The organism is Rhodococcus sp. SBT000017, from assembly GCF_003688915.1.
GTDB lineage: Bacteria > Actinomycetota > Actinomycetes > Mycobacteriales > Mycobacteriaceae > Rhodococcoides.
Genome location: NZ_REFU01000002.1, coordinates 223,523 through 247,943 on the forward strand (window position 1 = coordinate 223,523; position 24,421 = coordinate 247,943).

Below are 24,421 nucleotides of genomic sequence, written 5' to 3' on the forward strand. Positions count from 1 at the left end.
CAGGTCGGGTCCGGGGTTCTACTCCGCCGGGTCGTTCTTCCCCGGCACCGTGCGGTGATCGTCCGAGCGGGATGCCGTCTGGCGTCCGCGTACCAGGACCACCAGTGCAACGACGACCACCACGATGATGATGGCGATGAAAGCCATCCATCCGAGCGCCAACCAGACATAGTCCGTGTTCACGAGCATTCCACCTTCGTAGGCCGATGAGAGTCGGCGACTGTCGTTCTCGTGCGCCGGGTTCCGATTCCGTCGAATGCGGTGTTACAACTCGAAAGCTAAGTGGCAGAACACCGAAAGCCAATGGGGTCGCCGCGAAGGTGCACCCTCCACTACGACCAAGGTCGTAGTGGACTACGACCCTCGGGCCATAGACGTGCGTCGCCCGGCCGTAGACGATCGACGCATGGCCACCGCTAGTGGAACAGTCGGTCCCAGCACTGCATCGCCGAGTCACGTTGTCGCTGCCGGTGCGCCCGATCGGACGCTGCGGTCGTCGATCCGCTCCGCCTGGTCCGAAGCTCGCCCCGCGGTGCAGATCATCTTCCAGCTTCGGATTATCGCGGTTGTCGCCGTGGCTTCTCTCGACGCCGGAGCTGTTCCCCGGTGGACGGCCGTCGCACTGTGCTGTGCGGGTTGGTTGTGCATCACGTGGTCGATCTATCTGCTCAACGGTCTTGCCGACCGCGTCGAGGATCGGTTGAACGGTTCCACGCGGCCACTTGCGCGGGGAACGCTCGATGCGGGAGTTGCTCGCCAGCTCGTCCCCGTTCTTGCGTGCGCGGGTGTGATTCTGTGCGCGTCGGCCGGCCGATCGGTCCTGGTGTCGGCGCTCGTCATGGTCGCCCTCGGCTTTCTGTACTCCGCCGGGCCCGCGCCGTTGAAGAACAGAGTGTGGGGAGTCCAGGTCTCGGTGATCGGAGGCGGACTTGCCACCTACACTGCCGGAGCCTGTGCGGCCGGCATCGGGATCTCGCCGGCCGTGGCCGTCTTCGCTGTCGTCATGTCCGCGTGGATGGGAGTCGGAGGTCTGGCCAAGGACCTGTCCGACGTCGAGGGCGACCGCGCCGCCGGACGGTCGACGCTGGCGATGTGGAGCGAACGCGGTACCTGTCTGATCGTCGCTTCGCTGGCCGGGATCATCGCCGTCGGCTTCGCCGTCTCGGCATTCACGGTGGAAGAACGTCTCCTCGTCCCCGCCCTCGCCTTGGGCTGTGGAGTAGCGGCGATAGGCGCATGCGCGGTCGCCGGACGATCGCGTCGATGGCATCCGCGTACCCCGTACCACGCCTTCATGTACTCGCAATACGGTGCGCACACGGGCGCGCTGTGCATGCTGCTGTGATCGACACCCGGTCGCCGCGAATCGAGATCCGACCCGACCACGCAGCGAACCACCGGTGACCAGCAGGTGAACCACTTCGGGCGAAGTCCCGAACGGAAGCGCCTCGACGTGCGGGTATCCGTGTCCTCGGTACCAATTGCGCTGTTTGTCCCGCTAATATGATGCGATCGGGATCGGCGTCGCGAATCAGGCTTTCCAGGGCCTGATCCGTCCGGTTCTCCAGGGCGGGGGCGAACGAAGTGAGTGTCGAGCCGAATCGACTCGTCGATCGAGCGGTCGCGGCGTACACCACCCTTCTCGACGGTTCGGGAAGCCCGGTCCTCACCGACCGATCGTTGCAATTGCAGCTGACGCGTCAGGCCGAAGCCGTCGTGCGCGTCGTCGCAACAGCGTTCGCCGCTTTCGGGACACCGACATCGACGTTGCCCGCGCCCGATCCGAGCGAGGCCATCGGTGAGCAGCGCGCCAAATCCGGTATTCACCCGACCCAGTCGCTGGCAGCGGCCACCTTGATGTTCGAAGCCCTGTTTCCCGTACTCGTCGAAGCATTCGACCCACCGACCGCGACCGATACCGTCGTGGCCTTGGGAACCGCTCTGCAACGCGAGATCCAGGAACGGTTGGCGGTCGGATCGATCCCGTACGTCAACTATCTCTTGACGAAGCTTCTGTCCTCGCAGCAGGACGAACGTAGCCGGATCGCTCGCGACCTACACGACCGCATCGCTCACGGAATGGGTGCCGCACTCCAACAACTCGACCTCTACGACCACTACCGCTCGCGCGATCCCGTTCGAGCCCAAGCCCATCTCGCCACCGCACGCGAGTCGATCAAGTCGAGCTTCGACAGTACTCGGCAGGTGTCGGCGGACCTGTGGGTTCGGTTGGGCGGCGAATCGCTGAGCCAGTCGTTGGCGTCCTACCTGGAATCGACCGTCCCCGAGGGAACGGTCTCCGAAGTAACGGTGGACGGGGACGAACCGGGTCTGGCGGACGAAGTTGCCCAGGAGCTCTACCTGCTGCTGCGAGAAGCGATCCGCAACGCCGTCGTCCATGGGAAGCCCGACACGATCACCGTCGAACTCGCCACCCAGCAGGACAGACTGCGCGCCGTCGTCCGCGACAACGGGTGCGGCTTCGACGTCGGAGCCGTCACGGCGATCAAGATCGTGGGTGGGCTGGCGTCCATTCGCGAACGCGCCGAGTTGCTCGGTGGGCGCGCCGTGATCACAGCCGATCCGGGGTGCGGCACCACGGTCGAGGTGCAGCTGCCGTTGCTCGACCGCACCGCCGAGTCGCTCGGGAGGAACCGGTGGTGACCGGCCACGCCATCCGTGTGATCCTCGCCGACGACCACACGCTCTTCCGCGACGGTCTCGCAGCGTTGATCGAGACCGACCCCGCGTTCACGGTGGTCGCGCAGTGCCCGGACGGAACGACCGCCATCGAGGTGATCACTCGAGACGTTCCGGACATCGCGGTGGTCGACATCGAAATGCCGGGCCCAGGAGCACACGCGGTGGTGACGGCGATTCGCGCCGCAGCACCGACCGTCTCCATCGTCGTCCTGTCGATGCATCAGGATGCCGAACTGTTGCGCAGCCTGCTCGATGCCGGGGCATCGGCATTTCTGTCCAAAACCGTCGCGCGCGATCAACTGATCGCCGGGCTGCACTCCGTCCAGCGCAGTCCGGACAACGTACTGCTGTCCACGTCTCGCGATTCGATCAGCTCGGCGCTCGACTCCGACATGCCGGGAACGCCGAACCTGTTGTCGCCCAGGGAACTCGAAGTTCTGCACCTGCTCGCCCAGGCGCGTTCGAACTGGCAGATCGGGCGAGAACTCGGAATCACGGAATCCACGGTGAAGCGCCACCTGACCAATATCTATGCCAAACTCGGTGCTGTGTCACGGGTGGATTGCGTCCGTAAGGCCACGGCGTTCGGAATTCCGGGCGTCTAGGGCTTCGGGCCCGCCGAACCGGCGCCGGGCTGCGCCTCGCATACTGTCCCGATGATCGTCGAACACGCCCTCCTGCATGTCATTCCCCGCCGAACCGACGAGTTCGAGGCAGCCTTCGCCGACGCGAAATCGATCATCGCGTCGATGCCTGGGTTCGTGAATCTGACGCTCTCGCGTGGCGTCGAGCAGCCCTCTGTTTATCTGCTTTTGGTGGAGTGGGAACGCCTCGAAGACCACACCGAGGGCTTCAGGCAGTCCGACGAGTACCAGGAGTGGAAGGCGCTGCTGCATCACTTCTACGAGCCGTTCCCCGTCGTCTCGCATTTCGACCCGATAGAGAACGCCTAGGAGATAAGTTCGAGTCTCGTCCCCATCGCCGTTTCGAGGAGATATTCGTGGCCAACGCTTCGTCGTTCGTATCCAAGCAGGACGACATCGAGATCAGCACCTACACCTGGGCCACGTCGGCCGATCCGGCTCGCGGCGTCGTCCAGATCGCGCACGGACTCGCCGAACACGGCAGCCGCTACGCCCGATTCGCCGCTGCCCTGAACGACGCCGGATTTCACGTCGTCGCGTCCGATCATCGTGGTCACGGCCAGTCGATCGTCGACACCCCCGGTGATTTCGGTGCGGCAGCGTTCGCGGGTCTGTGGGCCGACATCGAGCAGTTGGGCGAATCGTTGCTGGGCGAGTACCCGCACCTGCCCCTGTTCTTGTTCGCGCACTCGATGGGTTCGTTTGCCGCGCAACATGTTCTGATCGAACGATCCGACTTGTACGAGGGCGTGGTGCTGTCGGGATCGACGACACTGAACATCCTCGCGGCCGGGATGGCCGACGCCCCCGCGGGCGATCTGAGCGTGTTCAACGCCGCCTTCGAGCATCGCACCGGATACGAATGGCTCACCCGCGACGAGGCAGAAGTGGACGCGTACGTCGCCGATCCTCTGTGCGGATTCGACCTCCCGGAGTCGACGGTCCCCGCGTTGTTCGGTGAGGCCGACAAGCTGGCCGACCCGCACAATCTCGAGCAGATCCGCTCCGACCTACCGCTGCTCATCACCTCGGGAACCGACGACCCACTCGCCGGCGGCGGACAGTTGATCGAGACTCTCGCCGCCCGGTACCGCGAGGCCGGGATGAGCGACGTGACCGTCACCCTCTACCCCGGCGCGCGCCACGAAATCCTCAACGAGACCAACCGGGACGAGATCACCGCGAACATCATCGGCTGGCTCACCGACCGCGCCGGATAGACCTACCGCTTTCGTAGCTGCACGGGCTGCCCGTCCTCCGGGAAGGGCAGCGACGTGAAGTTCAGCGGCGCAACGTAATCGGGATCGACCGACCAGTCGAACCGCAGCAGCAGGTGGTGCATGATCGTCTTGATCTCCGCACCTGCGAAGAACATGCCGATGCACTTGTGCACGCCTCCGCCGAACGGCTCCCACGCGTAGCGGTGCACCTTGTCTTCCCGGCGGTCGTCGGCGAACCGGCCGGGGTCGAACTTCTCGGGGTTGGGCCAGTACTGCTCCATGTGGTGCGTGAAGTGCGGCGCGACCGACGCGTACGTCCCCGCGGGTACGAACTTTCCCTGCACCTCGGTGTCCTTGACAGCGCGTCGCGCCACCACCGGAGTGGGCGAGACCAACCGCAGGCATTCCTTCATCACCAGGTCGACACTGTGCAGTTCGTCGAGTTCCGCGAGCGTCGGCGCATCGGTGCCCAGTGACTCCGATTCCGCGCGGCACTTGTCCTGCCACTCCGGATGCTGCCCGAGGTACTGCATCATCGTCGAGAGCGTGATCGTCGACGTGTCGTGCGCGGCCATCAGCAGGAAGATCATGTGGTCGATCACTTCGTCGTCGGAGAAACGCTCGCCGTCGTTCCCCTCGATGTGGCACAGAACCGAGAACAGGTCGTCGGACTCGTTGGCTCGCCGCGCTGGTATGTAGCGCCGGAAGAACTGCTCGAGCATGGCGCGGCCATCGAGGCCACGCTTCCACCGCGTTCCCGGAACGCGATAGCGCACTATCGAGGTCGCAGCCTGGACGCACGCCACGAAACTCGAGTTGAGCTCGGCTATCTCGGCTTCGGTGCTGCCCTCGGCACCGCCCATGAAGATGCTCGTTGCCACCTCCAGGGTCAACGCCTTGAGCGCCGGGTAGACCTGGACGTCGCGCCCGCCCTGCCACGCGTCCAAACCGGTTGCGGTGACAGGATTCAACGCCTCGACGGATTTGGTGAGCCGGTCCCTCGTGAAGGCCTGCTGCATGATTCGTCGATGCTTCAGATGCTCGTCGGAGTCGAGCAGCATCAAACCACCGTGAAAGAACGGGCCGATCAGCAGCGACCAGCCGTCACCGTTCGCGAACGCCTTGTCTGCGTTCTGCAACACCTCTTGGCACGCATCCGGACCGAGAACGGTGATCCACTTCTGCCCGGCCATCGTCAGCCACGACACCTCGCCGTATTTCTCCCACCGACTCCCGAGCAGTTTCAGCGGATCTCGGATGTACTCGAGGGTGTGCCCCACGACCGGCATGCCGCCATCGCCGTATACCGGTTGGAGCGTTGAATCAGCAGGTGGAGCAGCCAGAGCACGTGCCATCGTCTACCTCCGTCAATCTGACAGAGTGTCCTGTCAGATGGGATGTAGTCTGCGTCACACATGCTTCCTCTGTCAAGATCCATCCATGGCTTCCACGAAGCGCCGCTACAACGGCATGAGTGCCGACGATCGCACCGCCGACCGTCGCGCGCGGTTGCTCGAAGCCGGACTCGAGGTGTTCTCGACGGCCGGTGCCCAGAACACGACCATGACCGCGATCTGCGCGGAGGCCAAGCTGACCGAGCGCTACTTCTATCAGAACTTCTCCAGCAAAGAGGACTTGCTCGAGAAGGTGGTCGAGTCGGTCTCCGACGAGATCCGGGCCGCTGCTCTGGACGCGCTGCACTCCCCGGCACCCACCGTCGAGGAACAGGTGCGTAACGCCATCGGCGCGTTCGTCGGCGTGCTCACCGACGACCGACGCAAGGGCCGCGTCGCGATGATCGAGTCACTGGCCGTCGACTCACTGCGGGACTACCGACGAAAGTCCATGCGCGCGTTTGCCCATCTGGTAGCCGAGCAGTCACGCGAACTGTTCGGCGAACAGGCCTGGCCGCAACCACAATCCGAAATCAACGGCCTGCTGTTCATCGGCGGACTCGCCGAACTGGTCATCGCGTGGTTGAACGACGAAATCGACGTCACCCCAACAGACATCGTCGACGCCGCCGCCCGCCACTTCGTCGCGACAGCACACCGCTGAGGTGCCTTCGACAGTGGCGTGATTATGTGCCCGCGCAGGCACTTATTCGCACCACTGCGCCGAAGGCGCACTCCTACCGGTCGAAGTGCGCCTTCGAGATCTGGCCGTGCACGCCGACGGTCTTGTCGACCACCTGCGACACGGTGAAGTTCGCGGCCGCGGAGAGGTACGCATAGGCCGTCGCCCGGTCCATGCCGAGGTCGGTCTCGAGGAAGTCGAGCGCGTTGACCACGGCGCGACGCATGGCGGCGTTCAGGTCCGAACTCTGGCCGCCGACGGCACCGTCCGGATCGGACAGGCCGATCGGAATCCACGAGTCCTCGTTCTCGGCAAAGGGATACGAGTACGCGACGGACGGGGCATCCCCGCTGCCCGCCTTGCAGACCGTGAGGCGGAAGGTGCCGCGCAGGGAGCCTTCCATCGCAGTCAGCGCCACCTCACCGTCGCCCATCGCCATGTGCGGATCGCCGACGTAGAACAACGCACCCTCCGCGAACACGGGGAGGTAGAACGTCGATCCGACGCCGAGCAGGCCGACGTCGATGTTGCCGCCGCCGAGTGTCGGTGGAATCGAATTCGCATTCGGTGACGTCAGACCCGGGTCGCTGGCGAACGCGACACCCATCATGCCCATGAACGGACGGAGCGGAAAGCGCACGGCCGCATCGCCGTACCGCATCACACCCTGCCCGTCCTCGACGGCGGTGAACGTGGAGATGTTCCCGTACTGAGTCGGGTCGCCCGAAGTCCTGCCATCGTTTGCGATCGGCGGCATCACCTCGTCGAGGCTGATGCCCGCAGGTGCCTCACCGGACCCAGTGACCGCCAGAGCGCCCTTGCCGTGCCTGCTCGACACCACACCGTACGGAACGCGTGGAATCGCCTCGAGCGTCTCGATCTTGAGCACGTCGCCTCGCTGCGCCCCTTCGACGAACACCGGGCCCGTCACCACATGCGGGCCGTCGACGTCGAAATTACGGACCGTCCGGTCGTAACCGCCGGCGATGTCGATGGCGTCCTGCAGCACGTCGGATTCCAATACACCTTTGCCGCCGAAGAATTCGACGGGGTCGCGGCCCTGGTCTTCGAGAATTCCCTCATGGCTGAGCGCGTCGATGGTCACCGTCTCACCGGACTTCATCTGCAGCACCGACTCGGACTCGACCGTCGGGACGTAGCCCCACAGGACCTTGTCGACTTCGGAACTCAGGTAGTGATCGCCGGCGATGTCGCCGGCTCCGGGCTGAAGGATCCCGCCAGCGGTAGTTGCGGGTGCCGATGAACTCGCAGCGGCTGTGTTCGACGAGGACGTAGAACACGCTGCCGTTCCGGCGATTCCGACGCCCGCGCCCAGGGCCGCCACCGCCTGGATGAAACCGCGCCGACCGATTCCCTTGGTGATCGTCTCGGCTGCGTGCTCCGCCATCGACTGCGCCATTGCTACCTCCAGAATTGTCCGAATCTCGAACGTAGACCGGAGGTGTTTCTCGGCAGTTACGAACACGCGTCGTCGCAATTGCTCCGCAGCTCAATTGCTCCGCAGCTCAACTGGGATCGCTCCCGCCTATCGCGGACCACCAGAGCGCGGTGACCGCGGCCAGAACGGAGACTGCAACGAACTCGGCGAATCCTCCCCCGTCGACGATCAGCCACAGCAGGCCGATGATCGGGCCGGCCACCGCGGCGGGGGCGTCGAGCGAAGCACCCGGAGAAATCGTCGACCGCAATATTCATGGCTCGACGGGAAAAGCGAGAATAGGTGCTGCCCACTCACATCGGTAGATTCACCACTATGCCGACTGCCTCCACACCCGACGGATTCACCTTCGAGCGATTCGACGTCACCGACGCCGGATCCATCGCCACGGTCTTCGCGGCCAAGGAACACCGAGCCGGGCTCTACGTTCTGCACTTCACCGACGGCTCGGCCTACGTCGACCATTCCGATTCGGTGGCCGCGCGGTTCGCCGCGGACCTCGACGCGTGGACCGACATCGAGGCACTCGACTTCACCGCAGGCACAGCAGACCAGCTCGAGCAGTTGCAGGATCTCGTGTCGCGCCTGACCCGCCTACGCGAACGCCCCTCGGTGCCCGGTGCAAACGGCGAGGCCCCGAGCGCGAAATCCGCACTGCCGAAGGAAAGAGCCAAGCGGGCCACACTGCTCGACACGGCCGTCGGCAAGGCGCGCAAGCAGTTCTGGGACCTGTCCGACCACATCGCGTATCCCGCCATCCGCAGCATCGTGGCCGACTACATCAACTCCTCGATCCCCGACCCGGCGAACACCGCGAAATATCTGTGGCAGATCGCCGCCCTATCCGACGAGCCCGCAGACACCGGGCCTCGACGCTTGGTGACGCTGACGTGCGGCGGCTTCGAGACGCTCCGCGTCGACGAGATCGTGCACGACGACGACACGATCGAACTCGACCTGCGGATCAACACCAACGTTCCGCGCGACCGGACCGACGAGCAACTCGAGGTCTCCAACGAGACCGTCAGCGCCGGGCGCGGACCATACCGGGACGAACGCGTGTGGTCGTGGTCGATCGACCTCGGGGCGCTACTGGAAGAAGACGTGGACGTCGACCTCGGCATCGACGACGACACGTTCGACGACCTCGCCTACGGCCTTAACGCCAGGCTGATGCGATCCGGAAACTCGACGGGCGCAGCGTCACACAACCACGACCTCGCGGCCGACCTGCTCGCCGAGGCGTACCGGCAGCTGTTCGAGACCGAGTGACCGGTCAGCTCTGGTACGTCTCGTACGGTTCGAATCTGCTGCGCGAGAGGTTCTTCACCTACCTGACGGGATCCGACGAAAGCTCCGAATTCGGTGCGCACCCACCGGCACCCTCGACAGCGTTGCCTGCCGGGGAAAGATGGCTGTGGATCGATTATCCGCTGTACTTCGCCGGAGTCTCGCGGCGGTGGACCGGAGCATCTGCGTTCGTCTCGACGACGGCAGATACCGCGAATCGGTCTGTAGCGCATGGCTATCTACTCGACCGCGTCCAGTTCGCTCACCTGGCTGCCGTCGAGAACGTCGTCGCATCCATCGATGCCGGGGCGACGGAGACACTTGCCATCGGACAGTGGTCGCAACTGGCAGTGGATCGCGAAGGTGAGAGCTTCCGTGGGAAATACGATGCACTGCTGCGGCTTCCGGACATCGACGGACGTCCCGCGTTCACGCTGACAAGTTCGATCGTACGGGAGCCCGGCGAACCGTCGAGCAGATATCTCTCGACGATCCGGCGCGGATTACTTTCCGCCCCCGACGATCTCGATGTGGACGCCTACCTGCAGGCGGCGATCGAACGATCGGCGGAGCTCACTTCAACGCATCGAGGTTCGTCTTCAACAGCAACACGTTGTAGTCCGACCACCGAGAAGCAGTGAAGTACAGGTCTTTTCCGCTCGACATCGGGTGAATGAACGGCGCATAGATTCCGCCGGCCGTCTGACCGGCGTCGAGGATCGTCTTCGGAGCACTCCACGGACCCTCGGGATTGTCTGCAGTGCGCGCGACCAAGGTTCGGGAGTTCTCGTCCCCGTACATCATCACGTAGCGGCCGAGGTAGTCGTTCCACGCAACCGACATCTCGCTGACCGGGCCCTTGACGATGGCAACGGTGTCACCGATGTTCTTCGACCACTGCTTCGTCGGATCAGGATCCTGCGTCGAGTACTCGTACGCGTCGAGATTCTCGATGTCGTTCGGTGCCACCCGCGAGACGAAGGCGTCGCCGAATCGTCCGTTGGGAGTACCGAACTGGTACAGGTATTGGCCGTCGCGACCCAGCACGTACGCACTCTGCTGGAACTTGCCCTGGCTTTCGTGGACGTTGGTGAAACCCGGGATGGTCACACCCTTGTTGACGCGGATCGTCTTGGGATCCGTCGACCAATTCTGGCCGTTGTCAGTAGATTTCGCCGTCGCAGAGTAGTTCGTGATCCAGCGCCCGGGTGTGCCCCAGCTCTGCACCGACATGTAGTTGATGTACTGGGTGTTGCCGATCGCTATGGCCGCCGTGGGAATCGTCGTGTCCTCGACGCTGGGCAGCTTTGCGCTGGAGATGATCTCGGCTGCATAGTTCGGACTGCCGGCCCGCACGACGGCACCGGAGGTGTTGTCCGCGGGGTCGGCCGGACCGATCTCGATGCCCTGCGCCAAATTCGTCGACGCCTTGTCCGACCGGAAGAGCGCGTTGCTGCGCCACTGGGCATTGCCGGAGGAGCAGTCTCCGAAGGTGTCACCGAACGCCATCAGGATCTGGCCGGCCCCGTTGTCCCAACTGATCCCGAGGTCGGTGCCGGACATCGCGAGGTCGTTGTAGGTGTTGTTCACACTCTGCGGACCCGTGACCCAGGCGATGCTCTGCGTGTTCCCGGTGATCCGAGGAAGCGGCCCCTGAGGGCCTTGCGGGTTCTTGCCCGACATCCCGGCACTGCCCGACGACCCGAACAGCGGAGACGAGCCCGGCCCACCGAGCCCACCGCACGGTTCGGCCGACACGGTGGGCGCGGTCAGAGCGCTGAGTCCGCTCACTGCCAGTGCCAGGACAGCCCCGACAGCAATCTGCCGACTACGTACACGCATGAACGAACCCACCGTTTCCCGTGTGACCCACGATACTGATGTGACTGATGGGACGAGTGTTACGCAAATCTACTGATCACGCAACAAATCGGGCGTGTTGATACTTGACAAAACGCCTACGGCGAGAATGACACTCGTGTGATTAGCCGGCAATCATGCGGGCGTGTGTCGTGTCCAATACGAGAAGCGCAGCGCCCTGGACGACGACGGCAGAGCCGTGGCCCAGCGCCTGGTCAGCAGTGATCCGGCCGCCGAACCGAGGCTTCCTGACGGCGATGTGCGCACCGGTCGCGATGTAGAGGACGTCGAGACCGGCATTGATCCACAACAGCTTGGTCAAGCTCTTGGACGTCGGGACCGAGGAGTTCAGCGCCCCGGCACCGGCGATGGCCACATCGATTGCTCCCCACCCGGCGGTCTGCTGACCGAACGCCCGCCAGGCAGGCGACGACCCGCGCAAGGCCAACACCGTTCCAACAAGCACACTTCCTCCGCCCCACACCGAGAGACGACGGCCGAGCCGCTGGGCAACGATGGGCGCTTCGAGTGCTGTCATCACTCCAGTGTGCCGGGTTCGAGGGAGGAACCGGTTCGTAACGCGCGGTCGGTTGCGGCCGATCCCATGAGCACTGAGCATTCGTGCTCGAAACGAACGGAGCCACCATGCTGAAGAAGATCCTCGCCGGAGTCGCGCTGGCAATCGGCGGCGCAGTGTTCGTCGCACCGACAGCCTCCGCCGCTCCCGAAGACAACCCGTTCGGGCCCAAGGACTCCACCTCTAGTTTCGTCAGCGCATTCGACCCCGCGGCGTTCAGCAGCAATAAGTCGTTGATCGTCAGCCCGTTCGGCACGAGTATGCAGATCGATTGTTGGTCGTTTCACGCCCGCGGTTCGTGCTCCCAGAACGGCCGGGTCCTGACGGAGATTCGAATCCCGGCCGGATCCTCGGAGTGGGACTACCGGATGCTCTACGTCTACAACCCGTTCTGATGATCGTCGGACGCGCGCTGTGCGGACTGGCTCTCGTCGCTCTCGCCGGTTGCGCCGCAACGGAACCCGAGCCGACGATCGACGCCGCGGTGAACGTTGCGCCGTCGTCGTTCCCGGCACCTCCTCCCTCCGTCGCACCCTCCGCCATCCCGACCCCGGACGAAGCGACCGCCATCTTCCGTACCGTTTTCGACTGGACCGCAGAGCGGTCCGACCGCGCCGACGCACTCGCAGGCACTCTCGAGGAGAACGCAGCGTTGTTCGACAGCGGCGGGGTCATGTCGGACCTGACGTTCGACCGCGTCGACGCCGTCGCACCCGGACGGGTCGAGGCGAGCGGCACTTCCGACGGGCCAGTGTCCTCGATCGGTTTCGTTGTCTCCGAGGGCCGTTGGAAGCTGGAACGCGCAGCGGCATGCGCACTCACCGGAGTGTGTTGATCGCCGGTTCAGGTCACCATCCGAAAGGGTCCGAGTCGGACCCGGGCAGCCAACTGTTGCCGGGTCCGACCCATCCTCGCGCCTTGATCATCTTCTTCGCAGCACGCTGATTGCGGCCGATCAGGCGATCGAGGTACAGGTGACCGGCCAGATGGTCGGACTCGTGCTGCAGACACCGAGCCAGGTAACCGTGGCCCTCGACCGACACGGGATCGTTCTTCGCATCGACACCGGTCACGCGGGCCCAGTCCGCACGGCCGGTCGGGTACCGCTCCCCCGGTACCGACAGACACCCTTCACCGTCTTCGGGGTCGGGCATCGTCTCCGGGATCGCCGACGTCTCGAGCACTGGGTTGACCACGTGCCCGCGGTGACGGACCCCGCCGTCCCTGAGGTCGTAGACGAACACTGCACGCGGGTCGCCGACCTGGTTGGCAGCAAGACCCGCACCGTGCGCCGCGGTGTTGGTCTCGAACAGGTCCTCCACGAACGCCGCCAACTCGGCGTCGAACACGGTGACGGGTTCGGCGACCGTCGTCAGCCGCGGGTCACCGGCAATGAGAATGGGTCGAATCGCCATGCACCGAGGTTACTGTCGAAGCATGGCCCATTCTCGTCGCTCCTCCACTGCGCCGCCCGCCGACAAGGTCTGCGCATCGTGCGGGCGGCGAATCGAATGGCGCAAGAAGTGGGAGAAGAACTGGGATGACATCAAGTACTGCAGCGACGCATGCCGGCGGCACAAGGTGAGCACCACCGACAAGGAACTCGAAGACAAGATCCGTTCCCTGCTCGACGCCCGGTCCCGCGACTCCACGATCTGCCCCTCCGACGTCGCACGTGCCCTGTCCGACGACGGTTGGCGGGAGTTGATGGAACCGGTCCGCCGCGCCGCCCGCCGGATGGTCGACGCGGGAGAAGTCGAGATAACCCAGAAAGGATCCGTCGTCGATCCGTCGACCGCGAAGGGGCCCATCCGCATCCGGTGGACGCGCTGACCTGCGCCGACAGAAGTTGTCGGTGGGTGGGTATAGCTTTCGTGGTGTGAAGACATGGGGGGATGTGTTCGGGCTCGGGGACCAGGACTTGGTCTCCGCGCTCGCTGAGGTGTCCTCCCACGAAAATGCCGCCGCCGCAGCCAGATACACGATGCTCGCGAAGATCGAGCGACGTGGTCTGGCGATGAAACTCGGGCATTCGACGGTCACCCGCTGGTACGCGAGGTCGGTGCGGATCACCGACGGGTCCGCTGCCCGTCAGATGGAGTTGGGGCAGTGGCTCACCGGCCGGCGCACGGTGCTCGACGCCCTCGCCGGTGGTGACATCCACGCCGCGCACGCCTCGGTGATCGCCGACGGCTACGCCACCGTGCTGGTCGCCGACCCCACCCTCGACGAACAGCGCCGCGACGCTGTCGTCGCGGAACTGCTCGAGACCGCGATGCGCAGCACCGCCGGGCAGGTCACCTCCCGTGCGCAGGCTCTCGCGCATTCTGCGGCAGAGGACGCGCGAGAAAGGCACGAGCAGGCCGAGAAGAAACGACGGGAGCAGGAGCGCGAGCGCGAACGGGAGCAGGCGAGCCGAGCCGATGCAGGTGGCTCCGGTGATTCAGGCGGCTCGGGTGCCACTGGGCCCGAACCTGCTGGGCCGGAGCCTGTTCCGTCGGGGCCGCCGCCGGTACCGGTGTCGGAGAACCCGAACCTGAACCGGTTCGACGTTCACCCGTTGTCCGACGGCCGCTTCCAGATCGGTGGCAACGTCGACCGGCTCCTCGCCGAGAAACTGCTCACGACACTGTCGGCTTTGACCGCACCGCGGCCCGGCCCCGGTGGTGAGCGTGACCCGCGGAGTCCGTCGAAGCGCCGAGCCGATGCACTCGATCAGATCCTCGACAGGCACCTACGCGGCAGCACCCGCGGATCGGCAGGTGGGTCACGGGCATCGGTGCACCTGATCGTTCCACTGCGGGACCTACTCAGCGACCGCGGAAAACAGCACACTGCCAGCGCACCAACGAGTTCGACAACACACGGCACCGGTGCCGACGGCGGCGACCGCGCCGGCGGGAGCAGCGCTGGTGCCGGCGACCGTTCACGAACCGGCGATACCACCACGGCACCCGAAGCCGGTGCTGACGGCGGTCGCGTCCGCGGGAGCAATGCTGGCACCGTCGGCAACTCACGAACCGGTGATGCCGACGCCGGTCCCGATCGTGGTGCTGACGGCGGTCACCGCACCAGCGAGAGTGCTGGTGCCAGCGACCGTTCACGAACCGGCGATTTCCGCGACGATCGTGTCGGCCGTAGCGATGCCGGTAGTGATGCCGGTGGTGATGCTGCCGGTGGTGGTGGCGCTGCCGGGGAGAAGTCTGCTCCCGAGTCGGGCGATGCCGAGTGGCCGTTCCACTTCGATTGGACCGGGCCGATGAGCCGGTCCCTCGCCGAGCTTCTCACCTGCGACGCCGACCTCACCCCGGTCATCGTCGACCACCACGGAGTCCCGCTCGCGCTCGGCCGCACCACCCGACTCGCCTCCGACGACCAACGCATCGCCCTGACCATCCGCGACCGATGCTGCGTGATGTGCGGCCGCCCCGCGCAGTGGTGCCAGGCCCACCACGTGAAATTCTGGGAACACGGCGGCCCCACCGACCTGAACAACCTCGCCCTGGTCTGCGGAGAATGCCACCGCCTCGTCCACCACGGCGACTGGCAACTACTCATGGGCGACGACGGACACCCCTACGCCATCCCACCCGAATCCATCGACCCCACCCGACAACCCATCCCCAGCTACCACCGACGAAAACGCCGCGCAGCCTGACAAGGAGAACCACCCAGCGCAGGCACCAAAAGACCCACACCCATGTGGGGCAACTCGTCGTCGAGTGTTGCTCGAACGGAACTCACCCACGCGAGCACCCCTCAGCCGACCCTGCGGATGACGGCAATGCGAATGACGGCAATGCCCATTGCTCGACGTCGACGCAGTTGCGCCCTGGATCCTGCCGGCAGGACCTTCGAGGCTGTCCAGTGACGCCGTCCGCGGCGTTCGACCCTGTGCGCAGTAGCGTCCGTATTCCGCCCAGTGTTTGGCTGCCCTTGGGGTTGGCACATCCCCAGTGGGGCATTCGCCCAGGTATGACACTCAAGCAAGCACTCGACAGCCTCGAATCGGCATCGTTCCTCGACGGAGCCGGCAACGCCATCAACGACGTCCTCGAGCCCGCACTCGACGACAGCACCGTCGGTAGCGCGCTCCGGGGACGGTGGATCGGACACCCCATCCACCCGGCTCTCGTCAACGTCACCATCGGTAGCTGGACCAGCGCCGTTGCCCTCGACCTACTCAATCACCAATCGAGGGCCAGCAAGCTCGTCATCTCCGTCGGGCTCGTGTCCGCGCCGGCGGCCATCGCCACCGGATGGGCCGACTGGTCGACGATGAACACCCGCCAGCGACGCGTCGGGATGATCCACGCGGCCTCCAACGCGACCGGCGTCTTCCTCTTCCTCGGCTCCTACCTACGGCGTCGGAAGCAGACCGATGGCATCGCCAAGGCCCTGGCTGCTGCCGGTCTGGCAACAGCAAGCGTCGGCGGCCTCATCGGAGGCCACCTCGCCTACAGCTCGACCGAGCAGGAACCGACTCCAGCAGGAAAGCACAGCCTTCTCCGCTAGATCAGCAGTTGTTCGGCTCCCCGATCTTCACCGCAGACAGCAGAGCGTCGCCCTCACCGACGAGCACCCCTGCTTGCGGATCCTGCGCCACAACAATCCAGTTCGAGTCGTTGACCTGTCTGCGGCTCGCACCGGACGCATCGACGCTCCGGGAGTAGAAGATCCCTGCCGCCTGGATCGCGTTCTGGGCGGACTGCAGGTTAATGCACACGACCGAAGGCATCGCGGCGAGGACAGGCTCCGCCGCGGGCGGCTCGGTCGCGGTGGTGTCCGGGACGCCGATCCTCTCGACCGGTGTCGGTGCGGGCGTGGTCGCCTCCACGGTCACAGTCCGCACTTCGGTCCGAACGTCGGGCTCGGAAGAATCCGTTGATCCGCAGCCCGCGAGGACGATCACAGGAAGGGCGAGCACGATGACCGACTGCACGCGGGAACGACTATTGCTCGTCATGGAGACCTTTCGACACGACCGATGGCCTGATGCAACCGGCACCATGTGAGATCGCCAGACCGGTAAGTCTGTTACCTGCCATCACCGGTAGCAATTCCGTACACCGTACGGTAGACTGCGTCGGCCCCGGACGAACCAGCGTCGGGGGCGGCGAAAGGCGACCGAAGCGCACATGACCCAGGCCCAGCCGACGACACCAGCTCAGCCATTTATCGACGAACTGTCCACCATCCTCGTTCGCGGAGCACGCGAGAACAATCTTCGCGACGTGAACCTCGACCTACCCAAGCGTTCGCTCGTCGTGTTCGCGGGCGTCTCCGGGTCGGGGAAGTCATCACTCGTCTTCGACACCATCGCAGCCGAAGCTCAACGGCAGATCAACTCCACGTTCACCGCGTTCGCGCAGACATTTCTTCCGTCCTACGGTCGCCCCGACGCCGATCTGATCGCCAACCTGTCGGCCGTCGTGATCGTCGACCAGAAGCGACTGTTCGGTGGCCCGCGGTCGACGGTCGGCACCATCACCGACATCGGCGACTGGCTGCGCATGCTCTGGTCCCGCGGCGTCACCCCGACGATCGGGTTCGCGAACGCGTTCTCGTTCAACGACCCGGCCGGCATGTGCCTCGAGTGCGAGGGGCTCGGCGAGGCGAAGGTCGTGGACCTCGCAGAACTGGTGGACGAGTCGAAGTCCCTGCGCGAGGGGCCGTTCAAGCATCCGGACTTCGAGGTCGGCAAATGGCCGTATCGGGTGTTCGCCGACTCGGGCCTGTTCGATCTCGACGTCCCGATCGATCAGTACTCCGCCCGCGAGCGCCACATCTTCTTCGACGCCAAGCCCGGCGAGGTCGACGTGCTGAATCCCGACGCCGTCATGAAAAGCTACGAAGGGATCGTCTCCCGGTTCCGGCGCAGCTACCTGGCGAAGGACGCCGATGCCCTCAAGGGCAAGGCCAAGCTCGCGTTCGAGCGCATCGTCACGCGCGGCGTCTGCGAGTCCTGCGGCGGCTCCCGCTACAACGAGACCATCCGCGGTGCCACCCTCGAGGGCCTGTCTCTGCCCGACGCGTTCGCGATGCAGGTGTCCGAACTCGCCGATCGTATCGACGGGTGGCAGATCAACGGCCTGGGTACCGTCACCGCCGAAATCGTCACGCAGCTGCGAAGACTCGTCGATCTCGGTCTCGGCTACCTCAGCCTGGACCGAGCGACGTCGTCGCTGTCGGGCGGTGAATCGCAGCGCATCAAGATGGTGCGGCACCTGGGAGCCACCCTCAACGACATGCTCTACGTCTTCGACGAACCGACGACAGGCCTCCACCCCCGCGACGTCCACCGTCTCGACGACATGTTGCTCGCGCTGCGCGACAAGGGCAACACCGTCCTCGTCGTCGAGCACGACCCCGAGGTCATGGCCATAGCCGACCGCATCGTCGAGATCGGTCCCGGCGCGGGAAAGGCCGGTGGCACGGTGGTATTCGAGGGAACCTACGACGAACTACGCAGCGCCGACACCAGGACGGGTGCCACGTTGCGGCGCGAGGGCGTCGAATTACGCACTCCCCGTGCCGCTTCGGGCTGGTTGAGCATCACCGGAGCGAGTACGCACAACCTGCGTGATGTCAGCGTCGACGTTCCGCTCGGAGTGTTGACCGCCGTCACCGGCGTCGCCGGTTCCGGCAAGTCGAGCCTCATCCACGGCCATCTCCGTGACGCCGCGCCGGACGCCGTCATCATCGACCAGGCACCCATCCGCGGATCGCGCCGCTCCTCCCCCGCGACCTACACCGGTCTGCTCGATCCGATCCGCGCCTACTTCGCCAAGAAGACCGGGCAACCGCCGTCGCTGTTCTCGCCCAACTCCGACGGCGCGTGCCCCGACTGCCAGGGCAGCGGCGTCATCTTCACCGACCTCGGATTCACCGACCCGGTGACGAGCACCTGTGAGACGTGCCAGGGCAGGCGGTTTCGGTCGGGCGCGATCCGGCACACCGTCGACGGCATCAGCATCGCCGACATCTTCGAGATGTCCGTCGAGGACGCGCAGGACTTCTTCGAGGTCAAGAAGATCCGCGACATCCTCCGCCGGTGCCGGGACGTCGGGCTCGGCTACCTCTCTCTCGGCCAGAACCTCTCGTCGCTCTCCGGCGGCGAGCGTCAACGGCTCAAGCTCGCCACCGAACTGGTCGGGTCGTCCCCGGTGCTGGTTCTCGACGAGCCGACGACCGGTCTGCACCCGTCGGACGTGTCGAACCTGATCGCGTTGCTGTCCGGGATGGTCGACGAGGGCAGGTCGGTGATCGTGATCGAGCACAACCTCGACGTCATCGCCGCTGCCGACTGGGTCATCGACCTCGGCCCCGACGGCGGACACAACGGCGGTCTGATCACCTTCACCGGAACCGTCGACGAGTTGGTGGTCTCCGACACCCACACCGGCACGTACCTGGCACGGAGCCTGGGTCGCTGACCACGACCCGATAGTGTTGGCGCTCCACGAGGTATCGGAAACACAGGAGTGGCAGTGCAGCGTCGATCGGCACGAATGATCTCAGCCGGGTTCGCGGTCATCGCGCTGGTCGCAACCGGATGCGGCAGCACGACCACGGGCTCCCCGCCGACTACCACCTCGGCCATGGCGTCGAGCGGGGAGTTCCCGAGGACGATCGCGTCGGGCTCGGACGGCGGGACCGTCACCATCGACGCGATGCCTCGTTCGATCGTCTCCCTGAGCCCGACGGCGACGGAGACCCTGTATGCCGTCGGGGCAGGTGAGCAGGTGGCGGCCGTCGATGATCAGTCGGACTATCCCGCCGACGCTCCGAAGACCGGGCTGTCGGCGTTCACGCCGAGCCTCGAGGCGATCGTCGCCTACGACCCTGATCTGGTGATCACCTCCACCGACCTCGGCCTGGTGACGTCCACTCTGGCCGAGGCCGGCATTCCGACGCTGCTGGTCCCGGCCGCGACGAGCCTCGACGACGCGTACTCCCAGATCGAGCGCGTCGCGGACGCGACCGGGCACGACGCGGACGGCGACGCAGCGGTCGCGCAGATGCGGTCCCGGATCGACGCTGCCGTGGCGAGCGTTCCGGATCGTGATCGGCCGCTGACGTACTTCCACGAACTCGACGACACGTTGTACACGGTGTCGAGCGCGAGCTTCGTCGGCCAGATCTACGGTCTGTTCGGCCTGACGAGCATCGCCGACGGCTCCGGCGCAGGCGACTACCCACAACTGTCCGCCGAATCGGTGATCACCGCGGATCCCGATATCGTCTTCCTCGCCGACGCCCAATGCTGTGGCGTCACAGCCGAATCGGTCGCAGCTCGGCCAGGGTGGGGTTCTATGACAGCCGTCCGAGACGGCAGGATCTTCCCGATGGACGAGGACCTGTCGAGTCGGTGGGGACCACGCATCGCGGATCAGGTGGAAGCCGTCGCCGCCGTGGTGCAGCAGATTCCCGAGTAGATCACCCCTGCCCGATGCGTACCCCGTCGATGAATTCGTCTGCAGCGCAGGATAATTTCTGCCGAAGCGAATCCGGCACGGTGACCGTCACCTGAACCAGATACTGATCGACGATGTGGTGGACGACGACGTACCGGGTGCGGGCGAAGAGCAACCGTCCGTCGCAGTCGTAGCGGCCCGCGGTCGAGACCGCCGGCAGACCACGGAACGGGTCTCGGTCGTGACCGATCTCGACCCAGCCGGGAAGAGCCCTGGAGTCTCCGAACCCATACTCCAGCAACGATTCCGGATGAACAGATCGACTGAGCTTGCCGACCAGAACCACCGCGTTCGGAACGAATCCATCGACTGCGTCGGTCGGCGAGCACAGCACCGCGGTGGCGTGCGGGAACAGGTGCTCGGGAACGACGTCCCAGTCCGGTAGCACCGGGAGCTCGAGCCCGAACCTGTCGCATTCGGCGCGGTGCGCCGGAACGAGTTCGACACCCTGTTGCTGAAGAAACGCCCCTATCGATTTCTCTCGAACCGTCACTGGAGAGCATTCCCTTCACCGGAGGTCGATGCGGCACGGTCGGCGCGGATACGGTCGAGCAGCCTGGGCGGGCGCAGCAACTCGCGCGCATCATCGTGGTCCAGTTGCGCACGAGCCCAGGGATTGTCGCGACACCACAGAAGCAGCGCGAGCAGCGAATTCGGTTCGACCTTCTTCTCACACGCCATGATGACCAGCTCCGGTTCGTCGGTCTCGCTCGAAAGGCGCGGGACTCGAATCACCGGCAGGTCACCCCGGTGCGGGACCGCTGGATTCGGATGCTCCTCCAGGCGCAGATCCGCAATGTCGCTCCATCGCACGACCGTCACGTCCTTCGACACCTTCCACCCACGACGTCGATAGATCTGTTGGACAATACCTTCGGGGTGCAGAGAGACCCTGGTGCGGTTGACGACGACGAACCCCAGGACGAACCACGCCAGGCATGCCGGCGCGCCTATCGCCGTCAGCAACTCGGCCATCTCTTGGCGAGGGTCCGGTCCGTCATCCCTGAATACGAAGTAGGACAGGCCCACCACCGACGCGAAGGCAAGTAGACCTGCCCGAGCCACGAAGTCCCCGCGCCCGGGCACCGACAAACCTGCGCCGACGCCTGCAACGTCGACCCGCCGCACGAAACGTGACAATCGTGCAGATCCGATGCCGGAGATCGGCACAGCCATCCCCAAGGGAAGGAGCACGAAGAACGCGAGCCACAACAGTGTCAGGAGGCCTCCTGCGCCCGTCCTGGCAATCACAGGGACGGCGACAACCAGCAGCCCCACCACTACCGTACAGATGCCGAAAACCACTGCGAGCCAGCCGAGGTGGACACTGCGCCATCTCCGCACCCACACAGGTCTCGGATTCGCTGTCGCAGGCGTGTTCGCGCCTGTGTCCTCACGGTCGGTCATCGCAGCGTCCATTCGAAGACCTTCGATACGCCGTGGCTGACGGAACCCCCGACCAAGGCACCCAACGCGACGCCTGCGGCAGCACCGGCCACCGTGCCCGGCCCGGGAAACACCGAACCCGCGGCACCACCGAGTCCCGCAAGGGCGCCGGTCACGTAGCTCGCAGCTGCGAGGCCGGCGGCGGTACTCGCCGTATTGACCGCAATCGCCTCGGTGGGGCTCACCCCCTCATCGATGTCGTGTGCAATCGAGGGAATCGTTCCGGCGACCGCACCGAACGCCCCGAGTCCTCGGCCGATGTTCTTGGCGACGTCGTCCACGGAACTGATACCGGGCAATTCCAGCGCCCTCTTCGTGACGTCGCTCATGCCTCCGATCACCGTCGCAGCTGCGGTCGTCGGCCAGTCCGGGATCCATGAGAACGATCCGTCCGGGTTCTCGACGAACTTGCCGGTCGGACTGCCGAGCGCCAACTCGGTCAACAGCTTCGTGGGTTCGGCCAACTGCTGCGCAGCGTCGACCGCAGCGCGCTCGGCCTGCAACAACGCCCCCTGGATGTCCCGCGTCAATTGGGCTGCAGCAGCGCGAAGTTCGTCCGCCTGGCGTACCTTCTCCTCGCCGAGGCTGTCGGGAATCAGCGCAATCATCCCCTCGGGATCCACCACGCCGTCGGCCCGTACGGCGAACCCGCTCGTCGTTGCTGCGGACACCTGCGCCTGCAGGTGCGCCTTGGCGGCGTCGACCATTCCGGCGGCGCTCTCGAATGCCATGCCGAGCGACTCGATCTCACCGCATACCGTGCCCATCCGGGAGCATTCGGTCACCACACGTTCGGCTGCGGCGTCGGCTGCTTCGCCGGTCCACGTCTCGGCCAACGTGTCTTGCTCCTCCAGCACTCCGGTGCGTTGGCCGTTGACGCGCTCGACGATCTCCGACAGTTCGATCATCGTCTTACGCATCGACTCCGGCTCCCACCCCGCGACGTGCGGGACCGTCGGGGTCACTTCGGCTGGTCCATCGCAGCGAGGCGGCGGGCGAGTTCGTCGTCGGCGATCTCGTAGTTCTGCGCGACGCCGCGGGCGATGCCTGCGATACATTCGGCTCGCCCGGCCAGTGCCGCAACTGCTCCGGCCGCTGCTGCTGCCGCCGCCGCACATGCTGCGTGAAAGTCACTACCCTGCAACGCATTCTCCGACGCACGGAACGGAGCAAGAGCATCCACCTCACGGATCACCCCGCCAGTTGCCGACAACACATTCGAGAACTGCCGCAGGATCGCTGGATCCACGTTCACTGTCATGACGCTCCCCCGAGTCGCACTCTGTCGACGCCCGGTCGTTCGGCGTCATCGGGTTTGACGCCCGCGGTCTCCGATCGGTTCCATCCCATCGGTAGACGGGTTTGCGCGAATCTCTCCCGAATCGAGGGGGCGTCGCATCAGGTTGGGCGTGGCGTACATCGGTTCGGTTGCCTGCCTTGCACCGCCGAGCCGATCGGTTCCCTTCGATCCGTTTCGGACGAACTCGGGCGCGGCAGGTGGCCTACAGCGTCGGACAAGTGCTGGCACCGTCGGGCGTAGTGCCTGCGACCGACGCACCGATCCCCGGGGCGCTGCGGAGGGCACCGTCCTCACGGCCGTGCAGCGATCCCGTGCCGTCGCGCAACCGTCCGCCGGAGCGCCCGTTCGATACCGCGACCATTTCGGCCACGATCGACAACGCGGTCCCTCCGGGGCTACGCCCACCGAGATCCAGACCCACGGGCGAGGCCAACCGCGCCAAAGAATCCGCGTCGACCCCGCGTGCAAGGAGTCGGCGACGGCGATCCTCGTGTGTTCGACGGCTCCCCAGCACGCCGATGTAGCCGGCCGGGGTGCGTACCGCGACGTCGAGCAGCGGGACATCGAACTTCTCATCGTGCGTCAGTACACACAGTGCGGTGGAGCCGCCGATCGATCCCTTGCCCCACTGAGCCGTCAGATACTCGTGCGGCCAGGCCACCACGACCTCGTCGGCGTGTGGAAAGCGTTCGGCCGTAGCGAAGATCGGCCGAGCGTCGCACACCACGGTGCGGTATCCCACGATCGCGGCTGCCCGGGCGACGGAGTCGGCGAGGTCGAGCGCGCCGAAGACGATCAGTAGCGGCGGAGCCGGGAACGATCGCACGAAGACCTCGACGGCGTCGATCTCACGAAGTCCGCTCGATCCGTCCGCCAACATGACCCGAGCGAGCTCGGTGGCTCCAGCGTCGAGAAGCGGGTGGCCGATGGAGCCGAACGAATCGTCGGCCGTCACCACGAGGTGACCGCCCGCAGCACCGGAGGCGACGGTCACTTCGGCAACCGAAGATCGCGACATGATTCGCTCCAACAGCTGTCCGTAGTGCGGGCGGCTGTTCCGATCGACTCGGTCCACCACGACCTCGATGGTGCCGCCGCAGGTGAGCCCGATGGCGAACGGGTCATCTGCCGCGACGCCGAATCGAAGCCGATCAACGAATCCACCCGTCGCCGCCGACACCGCAGCGTCGAACACTGCACCTTCGACGCATCCGCCGGATACACCTCCGAGTGCTCCGCCGCCGGCGTCGACGGCCATGACGGCACCCACCTCTCGGACCGCACTGCCGGAGGTTGCCACGACGGTGGCCACACCGAACGGCCGTCCGCTGATGAACCAGTCGTGGAGTGTGGCGGCGAAGTCGAGCAT

28 protein-coding genes and 1 pseudogene are annotated in these 24,421 nt (G+C 65.4%); 16 read left to right on the forward strand and 13 right to left on the reverse strand.

The features are described 5' to 3' along the window. Positions 1-18 precede the first annotated feature (18 nt). Positions 19-183: a hypothetical protein gene (locus AYK61_RS27440; protein WP_183130502.1), complete on the reverse strand. Its 165-nt coding sequence runs from the start codon at positions 181-183 to the stop codon at positions 19-21. 223 nt (positions 184-406) lie between these two features. Here AYK61_RS27440 and AYK61_RS22180 point away from each other — a divergent pair, with 223 nt between their 5' ends. The 5 genes from AYK61_RS22180 (at position 407) to AYK61_RS22200 (ending at position 4,567) form a co-directional block, all read left to right on the forward strand. Beyond that, the gene (locus AYK61_RS22180) at positions 407-1,345 is read left to right on the forward strand and encodes a UbiA family prenyltransferase (RefSeq protein ID WP_183130503.1); all 939 of its coding nucleotides are present in this window, start codon (positions 407-409) and stop codon (positions 1,343-1,345) included. Between the two features lie 239 nt (positions 1,346-1,584). Then, on the forward strand, positions 1,585-2,664 hold the full coding sequence (locus tag AYK61_RS22185; RefSeq protein WP_121873136.1) for a sensor histidine kinase: 1,080 nt from the start codon (positions 1,585-1,587) through the stop codon (positions 2,662-2,664). Beyond that, positions 2,661-3,308 carry a response regulator transcription factor gene (locus tag AYK61_RS22190; protein WP_220709167.1) on the forward strand — a complete coding sequence of 216 codons (648 nt, stop codon included), beginning with the start codon at positions 2,661-2,663 and terminating at the stop codon, positions 3,306-3,308. Before AYK61_RS22185 ends, AYK61_RS22190 begins: the two co-directional genes overlap by 4 nt. Positions 3,309-3,359: 51 nt before the next feature. Beyond that, positions 3,360-3,656: an antibiotic biosynthesis monooxygenase gene (locus AYK61_RS22195; RefSeq protein WP_121873138.1), complete on the forward strand. Its 297-nt coding sequence runs from the start codon at positions 3,360-3,362 to the stop codon at positions 3,654-3,656. Between the two features lie 47 nt (positions 3,657-3,703). Beyond that, positions 3,704-4,567, forward strand: a complete 864-nt coding sequence (locus tag AYK61_RS22200; protein WP_121873139.1) for an alpha/beta fold hydrolase — start codon at positions 3,704-3,706, stop codon at positions 4,565-4,567. Positions 4,568-4,569: 2 nt separating this feature from the next. Here the strand turns inward: AYK61_RS22200 and AYK61_RS22205 are convergent, their stop codons facing one another. Further along, positions 4,570-5,922: a cytochrome P450 gene (locus tag AYK61_RS22205; RefSeq protein WP_121873140.1), complete on the reverse strand. Its 1,353-nt coding sequence runs from the start codon at positions 5,920-5,922 to the stop codon at positions 4,570-4,572. An 85-nt stretch (positions 5,923-6,007) separates the two neighbouring features. Between AYK61_RS22205 and AYK61_RS22210 the strand changes: the two genes are divergently transcribed. Continuing rightward, positions 6,008-6,625, forward strand: coding sequence for a TetR/AcrR family transcriptional regulator (locus tag AYK61_RS22210; protein WP_183130504.1), 618 nt, complete (start codon positions 6,008-6,010; stop codon positions 6,623-6,625). A gap of 73 nt (positions 6,626-6,698) precedes the next feature. Here AYK61_RS22210 and AYK61_RS22215 read toward each other — a convergent pair whose 3' ends face one another. Together AYK61_RS22215 and AYK61_RS27100 are read right to left on the reverse strand one after the other, a co-directional pair. Further along, positions 6,699-8,063, reverse strand: a complete 1,365-nt coding sequence (locus tag AYK61_RS22215) for an acetamidase/formamidase family protein (protein ID WP_121873142.1) — start codon at positions 8,061-8,063, stop codon at positions 6,699-6,701. Between the two features lie 106 nt (positions 8,064-8,169). Further along, positions 8,170-8,352 (reverse strand): hypothetical protein, encoded by a 183-nt coding sequence (locus tag AYK61_RS27100; protein ID WP_147458384.1) that lies wholly within the window; start codon positions 8,350-8,352, stop codon positions 8,170-8,172. 65 nt (positions 8,353-8,417) lie between these two features. Here AYK61_RS27100 and AYK61_RS28035 point away from each other — a divergent pair, with 65 nt between their 5' ends. Beyond that, a complete protein-coding gene (locus tag AYK61_RS28035) occupies positions 8,418-9,374 on the forward strand; it encodes a hypothetical protein (RefSeq protein WP_259468229.1) in 957 nt (318 codons plus the stop codon). Continuing rightward, on the forward strand, positions 9,371-10,033 hold the full coding sequence (locus AYK61_RS22225; RefSeq protein ID WP_121873143.1) for a hypothetical protein: 663 nt from the start codon (positions 9,371-9,373) through the stop codon (positions 10,031-10,033). Before AYK61_RS28035 ends, AYK61_RS22225 begins: the two co-directional genes overlap by 4 nt. Here AYK61_RS22225 and AYK61_RS22230 read toward each other — a convergent pair. Then, positions 9,966-11,234 carry a DUF4185 domain-containing protein gene (locus AYK61_RS22230; RefSeq protein ID WP_121873554.1) on the reverse strand — a complete coding sequence of 423 codons (1,269 nt, stop codon included), beginning with the start codon at positions 11,232-11,234 and terminating at the stop codon, positions 9,966-9,968. The genes AYK61_RS22225 and AYK61_RS22230 overlap by 68 nt on opposite strands. Positions 11,235-11,376: 142 nt before the next feature. Next, positions 11,377-11,790: a DUF6992 family protein gene (locus AYK61_RS22235; protein ID WP_121873144.1), complete on the reverse strand. Its 414-nt coding sequence runs from the start codon at positions 11,788-11,790 to the stop codon at positions 11,377-11,379. Between the two features lie 83 nt (positions 11,791-11,873). Here AYK61_RS22235 and AYK61_RS22240 point away from each other — a divergent pair, with 83 nt between their 5' ends. Next, on the forward strand, positions 11,874-12,224 hold the full coding sequence (locus AYK61_RS22240; protein WP_259468230.1) for a hypothetical protein: 351 nt from the start codon (positions 11,874-11,876) through the stop codon (positions 12,222-12,224). Beyond that, on the forward strand, positions 12,224-12,664 hold the full coding sequence (locus tag AYK61_RS22245) for a hypothetical protein (RefSeq protein ID WP_121873145.1): 441 nt from the start codon (positions 12,224-12,226) through the stop codon (positions 12,662-12,664). The genes AYK61_RS22240 and AYK61_RS22245 overlap by 1 nt, the downstream gene beginning before the upstream one ends. A gap of 13 nt (positions 12,665-12,677) precedes the next feature. On the opposite strand, the gene AYK61_RS22250 is transcribed toward AYK61_RS22245, so the two are convergent. After that, positions 12,678-13,244 (reverse strand): peptide deformylase, encoded by a 567-nt coding sequence (locus tag AYK61_RS22250; RefSeq protein ID WP_121873146.1) that lies wholly within the window; start codon positions 13,242-13,244, stop codon positions 12,678-12,680. A 22-nt stretch (positions 13,245-13,266) separates the two neighbouring features. Between AYK61_RS22250 and AYK61_RS28040 the strand changes: the two are divergent. The 4 genes and pseudogenes from AYK61_RS28040 to AYK61_RS22270 all read left to right on the forward strand — a co-directional run. After that, positions 13,267-13,395, forward strand: a pseudogene (locus AYK61_RS28040) (DUF2256 domain-containing protein); the annotation flags it as partial. 15 nt (positions 13,396-13,410) lie between these two features. Then, a complete protein-coding gene (locus AYK61_RS28045; RefSeq protein WP_237669216.1) occupies positions 13,411-13,662 on the forward strand; it encodes a DUF3253 domain-containing protein in 252 nt (83 codons plus the stop codon). Positions 13,663-13,708: 46 nt separating this feature from the next. Continuing rightward, complete coding sequence (locus AYK61_RS28050; RefSeq protein WP_259468232.1) at positions 13,709-15,487, forward strand: HNH endonuclease signature motif containing protein; 1,779 nt, start codon at positions 13,709-13,711, stop codon at positions 15,485-15,487. A gap of 317 nt (positions 15,488-15,804) precedes the next feature. Further along, the gene (locus AYK61_RS22270) at positions 15,805-16,344 is read left to right on the forward strand and encodes a DUF2231 domain-containing protein (protein WP_121873148.1); all 540 of its coding nucleotides are present in this window, start codon (positions 15,805-15,807) and stop codon (positions 16,342-16,344) included. A gap of 1 nt (position 16,345) precedes the next feature. Here the strand turns inward: AYK61_RS22270 and AYK61_RS28055 are convergent, their stop codons facing one another. After that, positions 16,346-16,795 carry a hypothetical protein gene (locus tag AYK61_RS28055; protein ID WP_121873149.1) on the reverse strand — a complete coding sequence of 150 codons (450 nt, stop codon included), beginning with the start codon at positions 16,793-16,795 and terminating at the stop codon, positions 16,346-16,348. Between the two features lie 172 nt (positions 16,796-16,967). Here AYK61_RS28055 and AYK61_RS22280 point away from each other — a divergent pair, with 172 nt between their 5' ends. Continuing rightward, positions 16,968-19,265: an excinuclease ABC subunit UvrA gene (locus AYK61_RS22280; RefSeq protein ID WP_121873150.1), complete on the forward strand. Its 2,298-nt coding sequence runs from the start codon at positions 16,968-16,970 to the stop codon at positions 19,263-19,265. Between the two features lie 75 nt (positions 19,266-19,340). After that, positions 19,341-20,267, forward strand: a complete 927-nt coding sequence (locus tag AYK61_RS22285) for an ABC transporter substrate-binding protein (RefSeq protein ID WP_121873556.1) — start codon at positions 19,341-19,343, stop codon at positions 20,265-20,267. A 1-nt stretch (position 20,268) separates the two neighbouring features. Here the strand turns inward: AYK61_RS22285 and AYK61_RS22290 are convergent, their stop codons facing one another. The 5 genes from AYK61_RS22290 to AYK61_RS22310 all read right to left on the reverse strand — a co-directional run bounded on the left by AYK61_RS22290 (position 20,269) and on the right by AYK61_RS22310 (position 24,421). Beyond that, entirely contained in the window at positions 20,269-20,799 is a 531-nt protein-coding gene (locus AYK61_RS22290) for an LpqN/LpqT family lipoprotein (RefSeq protein ID WP_121873151.1), read from the reverse strand. Next, positions 20,796-21,713: a hypothetical protein gene (locus tag AYK61_RS22295; protein WP_147458385.1), complete on the reverse strand. Its 918-nt coding sequence runs from the start codon at positions 21,711-21,713 to the stop codon at positions 20,796-20,798. The genes AYK61_RS22290 and AYK61_RS22295 overlap by 4 nt, the downstream gene beginning before the upstream one ends. Next, entirely contained in the window at positions 21,710-22,717 is a 1,008-nt protein-coding gene (locus AYK61_RS22300) for a WXG100 family type VII secretion target (RefSeq protein WP_147458386.1), read from the reverse strand. Before AYK61_RS22300 ends, AYK61_RS22295 begins: the two co-directional genes overlap by 4 nt. Next, a complete protein-coding gene (locus AYK61_RS22305) occupies positions 22,714-23,013 on the reverse strand; it encodes a type VII secretion target (protein ID WP_121873154.1) in 300 nt (99 codons plus the stop codon). Before AYK61_RS22305 ends, AYK61_RS22300 begins: the two co-directional genes overlap by 4 nt. Positions 23,014-23,254: 241 nt before the next feature. Then, the gene (locus AYK61_RS22310) at positions 23,255-24,421 is read right to left on the reverse strand and encodes an XdhC family protein (RefSeq protein ID WP_121873155.1); all 1,167 of its coding nucleotides are present in this window, start codon (positions 24,419-24,421) and stop codon (positions 23,255-23,257) included.

Excerpts from the sequence above, each read along its gene's own strand:
- AYK61_RS22250 (WP_121873146.1), bottom strand. The coding sequence starts at position 13,244 with ATGGCGATTCGACCCATTCTCATTGCCGGTGACCCGCGGCTGACGACG.
- AYK61_RS22180 (WP_183130503.1), top strand. The coding sequence starts at position 407 with ATGGCCACCGCTAGTGGAACAGTCGGTCCCAGCACTGCATCGCCGAGT.
- AYK61_RS22245 (WP_121873145.1), top strand. The coding sequence starts at position 12,224 with ATGATCGTCGGACGCGCGCTGTGCGGACTGGCTCTCGTCGCTCTCGCC.
- AYK61_RS28055 (WP_121873149.1), bottom strand. The coding sequence starts at position 16,795 with ATGACGAGCAATAGTCGTTCCCGCGTGCAGTCGGTCATCGTGCTCGCC.
- AYK61_RS22295 (WP_147458385.1), bottom strand. The coding sequence starts at position 21,713 with ATGACCGACCGTGAGGACACAGGCGCGAACACGCCTGCGACAGCGAAT.
- AYK61_RS22210 (WP_183130504.1), top strand. The coding sequence starts at position 6,008 with ATGGCTTCCACGAAGCGCCGCTACAACGGCATGAGTGCCGACGATCGC.
- AYK61_RS22270 (WP_121873148.1), top strand. The coding sequence starts at position 15,805 with ATGACACTCAAGCAAGCACTCGACAGCCTCGAATCGGCATCGTTCCTC.
- AYK61_RS22235 (WP_121873144.1), bottom strand. The coding sequence starts at position 11,790 with ATGACAGCACTCGAAGCGCCCATCGTTGCCCAGCGGCTCGGCCGTCGT.
- AYK61_RS22215 (WP_121873142.1), bottom strand. The coding sequence starts at position 8,063 with ATGGCGCAGTCGATGGCGGAGCACGCAGCCGAGACGATCACCAAGGGA.
- AYK61_RS22230 (WP_121873554.1), bottom strand. The coding sequence starts at position 11,234 with ATGCGTGTACGTAGTCGGCAGATTGCTGTCGGGGCTGTCCTGGCACTG.
- AYK61_RS22285 (WP_121873556.1), top strand. The coding sequence starts at position 19,341 with ATGATCTCAGCCGGGTTCGCGGTCATCGCGCTGGTCGCAACCGGATGC.
- AYK61_RS22305 (WP_121873154.1), bottom strand. The coding sequence starts at position 23,013 with ATGACAGTGAACGTGGATCCAGCGATCCTGCGGCAGTTCTCGAATGTG.
- AYK61_RS22280 (WP_121873150.1), top strand. The coding sequence starts at position 16,968 with ATGACCCAGGCCCAGCCGACGACACCAGCTCAGCCATTTATCGACGAA.
- AYK61_RS22195 (WP_121873138.1), top strand. The coding sequence starts at position 3,360 with ATGATCGTCGAACACGCCCTCCTGCATGTCATTCCCCGCCGAACCGAC.
- AYK61_RS22205 (WP_121873140.1), bottom strand. The coding sequence starts at position 5,922 with ATGGCACGTGCTCTGGCTGCTCCACCTGCTGATTCAACGCTCCAACCG.
- AYK61_RS22310 (WP_121873155.1), bottom strand. The coding sequence starts at position 24,421 with ATGCTCGACTTCGCCGCCACACTCCACGACTGGTTCATCAGCGGACGG.
- AYK61_RS28035 (WP_259468229.1), top strand. The coding sequence starts at position 8,418 with ATGCCGACTGCCTCCACACCCGACGGATTCACCTTCGAGCGATTCGAC.